Source organism: Streptomyces sp. NPDC057939, from assembly GCF_042887545.1.
Classification (GTDB): Bacteria; Actinomycetota; Actinomycetes; order Streptomycetales; family Streptomycetaceae; genus Streptomyces.
This window is the reverse complement of record NZ_JBHVPG010000114.1, coordinates 1-4,876: the sequence shown is the minus strand read 5'-3', so window position 1 is coordinate 4,876 and position 4,876 is coordinate 1. Positions and strand designations below refer to the sequence as shown.

6 protein-coding genes and 1 pseudogene are annotated in these 4,876 nt (G+C 74.1%); all 7 read left to right on the top strand.

The features are described from left to right. On the top strand, window positions 1-1,155 hold a 1,155-nt coding region (locus tag ACFVS6_RS42810), incomplete at its 5' end, for a PQQ-binding-like beta-propeller repeat protein (protein WP_389711950.1). A gap of 124 nt (window positions 1,156-1,279) precedes the next feature. Beyond that, a complete protein-coding gene (locus ACFVS6_RS42805) occupies window positions 1,280-1,663 on the top strand; it encodes a S26 family signal peptidase (RefSeq protein WP_389711949.1) in 384 nt (127 codons plus the stop codon). Window positions 1,664-1,668: 5 nt separating this feature from the next. After that, window positions 1,669-1,909 (top strand): annotated as a pseudogene (locus tag ACFVS6_RS42800) (amidinotransferase); the annotation flags it as partial. 153 nt (window positions 1,910-2,062) lie between these two features. Continuing rightward, the gene (locus tag ACFVS6_RS42795; protein WP_389711948.1) at window positions 2,063-2,605 is read left to right on the top strand and encodes a type 1 glutamine amidotransferase domain-containing protein; all 543 of its coding nucleotides are present in this window, start codon (window positions 2,063-2,065) and stop codon (window positions 2,603-2,605) included. 422 nt (window positions 2,606-3,027) lie between these two features. After that, on the top strand, window positions 3,028-3,456 hold the full coding sequence (locus ACFVS6_RS42790) for a hypothetical protein (RefSeq protein ID WP_389711947.1): 429 nt from the start codon (window positions 3,028-3,030) through the stop codon (window positions 3,454-3,456). 93 nt (window positions 3,457-3,549) lie between these two features. After that, on the top strand, window positions 3,550-4,092 hold the full coding sequence (locus ACFVS6_RS42785; protein WP_389711946.1) for a hypothetical protein: 543 nt from the start codon (window positions 3,550-3,552) through the stop codon (window positions 4,090-4,092). A gap of 1 nt (window position 4,093) precedes the next feature. Beyond that, window positions 4,094-4,738 carry a hypothetical protein gene (locus ACFVS6_RS42780; protein WP_389711945.1) on the top strand — a complete coding sequence of 215 codons (645 nt, stop codon included), beginning with the start codon at window positions 4,094-4,096 and terminating at the stop codon, window positions 4,736-4,738. Window positions 4,739-4,876: the final 138 nt, after the last annotated feature.

The window sequence follows — 4,876 nt, the reverse complement described above, 5'->3', positions numbered from 1 at the left end:
GGCACCCTCCCGGGCACGGGCGGGGGCGCGGGCGCCGGTTCCGGCGGCCCGGGGGCGGGCCCCGGCCCGGGCCGCAGCACCCGCCCGCCCGGCACCCCGCCGGCCCCGCTGTGGTCGGTCCCCTCCCCGTTCTCCGCCTCCCCGGCCGTCGCGACCGACGAGGTCCTGATCCACATGAACGACGTCATGCGCGGCATCTCGACCGCCGACGGCCGGATCCTGTGGGAGGCCCAGACGGCCAAGAACCGTGCGGTCGTGGGCGGCAACCGGCTCGTGGGCCTCGTCTTCGACGACGACGGCAACGCGAGCGCGGGACACATGGACCCGCTGACAGGCCGGCTCACCGGCGACGCGTCCGGCCCCGCCGTCCTGGGCGAGCTCACCTACACCACGGGTCTGCTGGCCGCCGACGCCGAATGCCTCTACCTCAAGGCGTACTACCGATCCGGCGAGCAGGAGGACCAACCCTGGCTGGTCGCGTACGACCTGGGAGCAAGAAAGGTGCGCTGGCGCCAACGCATCGAGGGCGCCGTCCTGGACGCCGACGATTCCCTCATGATGTCCGCGATCGTCGCGGGCGGTCGCCTGATCGCCTCGGATCCCGCGCGCCTGTTCGCCGTCGACGTGCGCGACGGCCACCTGTTGTGGGCTACCCGGGTACGGACCGACCAGCAGGCGGTCACACCGACCGAGTCGGGCGGCTTCAACCGTCCGGTCGTCTCGGACCGCCACGCCTTCGACTTCGAGGAGAGGATCACGGCGGTCGACCTGGCGACGGGGGCCGTCGCCTGGACGCTGGAGCCCGAGGGACCGAAGCTGCTGAGCGCGCCCGTCTGGGCGAACGGCACGGTGTACGTCGCGGACGGCGCGTTCAATGCCGTCGACGAATCGACCGGGAAGAAGGCGTGGTCCCACGACCCGGGCGCGTACGTCTCCATGCTGGCCCCACCGGCACCGTTCAGCGGCGAGGTCTACGCGGCGGTCGCGGGCGACGGGCAGGCCGTCGTCGCCGTGGACGTCGCGGCGCGCCGGACCGCGTGGACGGTGTCCGGGGGAGCCGTGAACATGCCGGACGGACCCAGCATGATCGTCCAGCGCGGAAACCGGCTCTACCCCCAGGCCACCGACCGCCTCGCGGCCCTCCCGCTGGACTGACCCCGCCGCGCCACGGCCTGAGCGCCACGGCCCTGAAGCGCCACGGCCCTACGGCCGCCCGGGCGGGTCGGCCCGACCGTAAATCGCCGGCCGACGGGCGACCGGACCTGACACGATCACCCGCATGGGCGCTTTGGAGGCGGTGGCGGGTCGGGTCGCGGGTGGTGCCACCGTGGAGTTCCGGCCGAGCGGGTCGTCCATGGTCCCCTTGATCCGCAGTCGGCAACGCGTGGTCGTCGCACCGGTGGACCCGGCTCGGTTGGAGGTCGGGGACATCGTCCTCGCCCGGGTCGCGGGGACGGTGTACCTGCACCTGGTGTCCTCCGTGGACCGGACCCGGGGACGGGTGCGGATCAGCAACAACCGGGGCCGGGTCAACGGCTGGACCGGCCACGACCGCGTCTTCGGCATCTGCCTGGCGATCGACGGCGTGCCCCGGCCGGGCGCGGCCGACAAGCAGCGCGCCGCGGTGCCGCCGGAGCCGGAGCCGCCGCACGGAACGTCGTGAGCGGACGATCCCGCACGCCGTGCGGGAAGTGGCCGAGCACGAACGTCCTCATGATCGACGCGTGATCGACGAGAGGCGCGCGTGATCGTGGAGCGGCACCACACGGCCGTGCTGCGCGCGCCGGAGGGGTGGGGGTTCGAGCCCGTCCCGTGCGACCTCCTGCACTACGCCGCGTTCGGCGGGTCCTTCCACTGCGCCGCGCTCGACATCCGCCGCCGCGGTGGCCTCGTCTCCTACTTCGACTGATCGACCGCGGGACCGCCCGCGATGCGCATCCCGGGGCGTCACACCCACCCTCCCGGTTGAGGCGCGTCCCGTAGGGCAGGCGCCGGACGAGCAGCCGGCGGTGCCTGAACCACCCGACCGGGACGAGAAGTACGAGACGAGGAGGTGGACCTGGTGCGCATCGCGTTCCTGACCGCGCTGGAGGGCGTGGAGGAGATCGAACTCACCGAACCGTGGAAGGCGGCCGAGAAGGCCGGCTGGAACCCACGACTGGTATCGACGGGACCGGGCAGGGTCCAGGCGTTCCGCCATCTCGACAGGGCGGGCACGTATCCCGTCGACCACGTGCTCGCCGGGGGCAGTTCGGACGGCTACGACGCCCTGGTACTGCCCGGTGGCGTCGCCAACCCGGATGCCCTGCGCACGGACGAGAAGGCCGTCGGCTTCGTCCGTGACTTCTTCACGGCGGGCAAGCCCGTCGCGGCGATCTGCCACGCGCCGTGGACGCTCGTGGAGGCGGACGTGCTGCGCGGCCGCACCCTCACCTCCTGGCCGAGCCTCGCCACCGACATCCGCAACGCCGGCGGGACCTGGGTCGACGAACAGGCGCAGGTCTGTCGCGCGGCGCCCGCGACGTTGGTCACCAGCCGGAAGCCGGACGACCTGGAGGCCTTCTGCACGGCGTTCGTCAAGGAGTTCCGCAACCACGGCTCCTGACGGCACGGGACCGGTTCCCGACGTTCCGCCCCCACCCGCCCCGCACAGCGACGGAGAAGCCATGGGCACCCCTCCCAACGACCCCGTTCCTCCCTCTCCCACCCCCGCCCCGGGCCCAGGTCCCGGCCCCCAACCGGGTCCGCTCCCGGGGCCCGTGCCCGGACCCGGCGGCCCCGACCCGGTGCCTCCGGCCCCGCCGGCGCCCGGTCCCGACCCGCACCCCGCGCCCGCGCCGGGCCCCGACCCCTTCCCGCAGCCGGGCCCGCTGCCCGGCCCCGGACCGGCCCCGGAGCCGGTCACCTGAGCGCTGTGACGGCGCCGCCGGGCGGGGCGCGGCGAGTGGCCGACGTCCGCGCGGGTAGGCGCCCCTTGACCCGGAGTCCCGTCGAAGTGGCCCGGCCCAACGAAACGGAGTGATCGGTATGCGCACCGCAGCGGCACGGGCGATGGGCGTGGCCACCCTCGGGTACGGGGTGGCGGTCGCCTGCAGCCCCCGCGTGCTGGCCGGGCCCTGCGGCCTGTCGGACAAGGGCTCCTCGGCCCTGCTGATCCGGGCCCTCGGCGTCCGGGACGCGGTGATCGGGGCCGCGATGGTCGCGCTCCCCGAGGGAGCCGCCCTGCGTACGGCGGTCCTGTGCCGGGTCACGGTCGACGCCGGGGACGCCCTGCTGTTCGGCACGTTCCTGGCCGGTCGGCGGGAACGTTCCGTCGCGGCCGCCGCGGCCCTGGGTTGGGCGGCCCTGTGCGGGTGGACGCTGACCGGTGACGGTCGGCCGGCCGCGCCGCTCGTCGAGGACGCGGCCAACGTCGCGGTGCGCGCCGCCCAGTCGATGTCCCGCGCGGAACTCTGACCGCACGCACTCGCGGCGTGCGACGGGTTTGTCCGGCGGTAGGCCGGGCAGCCGCGCGTCAACAAATGGTAGGCCCCGGGACGGAGGCCGGAGATGTCAACAAGCATGCTGATAGTCATCATCGTCGTCGCTGTGATCGTGGTGGCGGCAATCGCCGCACTGGTTTCGATGCAGGCCCGACGACGCCACCTGCAAAGTCGGTTCGGACCCGAGTACGAGCGGGCGGTGGAGGAGCAGGGCGGTCGGATGGCCGCCGAACGAGACCTCCGGGCCCGTGAGGAACGGCACGACAAGCTCGACATCAAGGAACTGCCCGCAGAACGGCGGCAGCAGTACGCACAGGAGTGGAGCGGCGTCCAGGAGCACTTCGTGGACCGCCCCGAAGGCTCCCTGTCCGAGGCCGACGAGCTGGTGTCGCGGCTGATGAGGGAGCGCGGCTACCCCACCGAGGGGTACAGCGGTGCCGTGCGCGACCTGTCGGTCGAACACGGCCGCACGCTGGAGCACTACCGGGCCGCGCACGGCGTCAAGGAACGCAGCGGGAACGGACAGGCGACGACCGAGGAGCTCCGAGGGGCGATGGTCCACTACCGCGCCCTGTTCGAGGAACTGCTCACCGACCAGAGGAGCAGGTGACATGCGCATCCAGGACGAGAACGCAGGGGAGGGGCGGGGCGGCGAGCCCGGCCTGACCACCGAGGACCTCGCCCATCCGGGCGGCCCGGAACGCGGCCAGGCACCGGTCTACCCGGGCGAGGCGACCACCGGCTTCGGTCAGGGCGGAAGCCGCGACGGGGTGACCCGCGACGCGGGAACCGGTGCCGACGAGTACGACAGGCCCGACCCGGGCCGGCCCGACAGGACGGCGGATCCCCTCACGGCGGACGCGGACGTCGACGCGACCGCGGACGTGGACGGCACGACGGACGCGGACGCGACCACGGACCGGATCGCGACCACGGACCGGACCGGACCCACGACCGCCACCGGCGACGTCGGCGCGGCCGACGACACCGACCCGCTGCTCCCCAGCGGTGAGGCGGAGGGGTTCCGCAAGTCGTGGAGCGACATCCAGAGCCGCTTCGTCGACGACCCGCAGGAGGCCGTCAGGTCGGCGGACACCCTGGTCGCGGAGGTCATGCAGACGCTGGCCGGGTCGTTCGCGGCGCACAAGCAGGGCCTGGAAGGCCGGTGGGACCGGGGCGAGCAGGTGGCGACGGAGGACCTGCGGTTGGCCCTGCAGCACTACCGCTCGTTCTTCAACCGCCTGCTCAAGACCTGAGCGAGACGCGGAACCCGCGCGGAAGCAGGACACGGCCTCGGGGGGGGCGCCCCCGCCGGCCGCGCGCGGGCCGGGGCGGGGGGGGGCCCCGTGGCCCCCCCCCCCCGCGCGGGGTCCCGGGCCCCCCCCCCCCCCGGC